This is a genomic window from Paraburkholderia heleia NBRC 101817 (assembly GCF_000739775.1).
Taxonomy (GTDB): Bacteria; Pseudomonadota; Gammaproteobacteria; order Burkholderiales; family Burkholderiaceae; genus Paraburkholderia; species Paraburkholderia heleia.
Genome location: NZ_BBJH01000104.1, coordinates 1 through 835 on the forward strand (window position 1 = coordinate 1; position 835 = coordinate 835).

At 56.5% G+C, this 835-nt stretch carries 2 protein-coding genes; both read left to right on the forward strand.

Annotated elements, in window-relative coordinates:
• Positions 1–552 (forward strand): T6SS immunity protein Tli4 family protein (locus BHE01S_RS38630; RefSeq protein WP_042273276.1); only part of this gene is annotated, 552 nt, incomplete at its 5' end.
• Between the two features lie 97 nt (positions 553–649).
• Positions 650–835: hypothetical protein (locus tag BHE01S_RS38845; protein WP_218000443.1), on the forward strand; the 186-nt coding region annotated here is incomplete at its 3' end.

Below are 835 nucleotides of genomic sequence, written 5' to 3' on the forward strand. Positions count from 1 at the left end.
AAAACCCGACTGGTTCTCAACCTCGCTGCGAGCGTTCGTGGCCGCCCGGATGACGAGATTCCTGGCGAGCCCGGTGTGTGTTTCAAGGATGGTTTCCTGCCACGCAAGGCAGCCACTGGCGAAAATGTCGGTACTCTCTTCGCATTAAAGGACCGGCCCGATGTGTCGTTTGATCTGACCTCTGACACCGATTTACGCGGGTTGCAGAAAGATGCTCTTCCGAACCGTCTGCCACAGGTACAGGCTGTCATGAAGGATAGTAACAGTCGAATTATCCGAACCGGACCGGTAAGCCTCCACGGCCTCGCGGCCAATGAGCTACTGGTTTCTGGCACAACAACGGCGAGGATTTCCGGACACATGTTCTCGCTGGAGGCCAACACCACGGTCAGTGGCGCAATGACCCCCTACCTTGTCCTCGATATGGACAACGGGGACTTTAATGGTTTCACGGGATACGACCTGAAAAAAGCGTCACTCACGGAAAGCGAGGCGATCGCCGTATGGGATACCGTCTCCCGCACATTGCGTCCTCGTCCGAACGCGTTCTGAAGGGGGTAACAGTGATTCGCACGACGTCCAGAACAAACCGGTCAATACAGACACCCTGATGGGAACAATCGATGTTGTGGCCGGAAGACTTGGTCCAATGGATGTTCACAAGACCTTTGAACTGCAGGCGGCGGGCGAGAATGGCGACGGTACGGTACCTGTCCGGTCAGGCGCGGCGCCAGCCCGCTACGCACGTGCCGCTGTCGGCTACTCGGGTGTCGATCACGGTGCTGCGTATACCAAACTGCCTCAACAGAAATTTGCACTGTGGGGAATTGTGAAA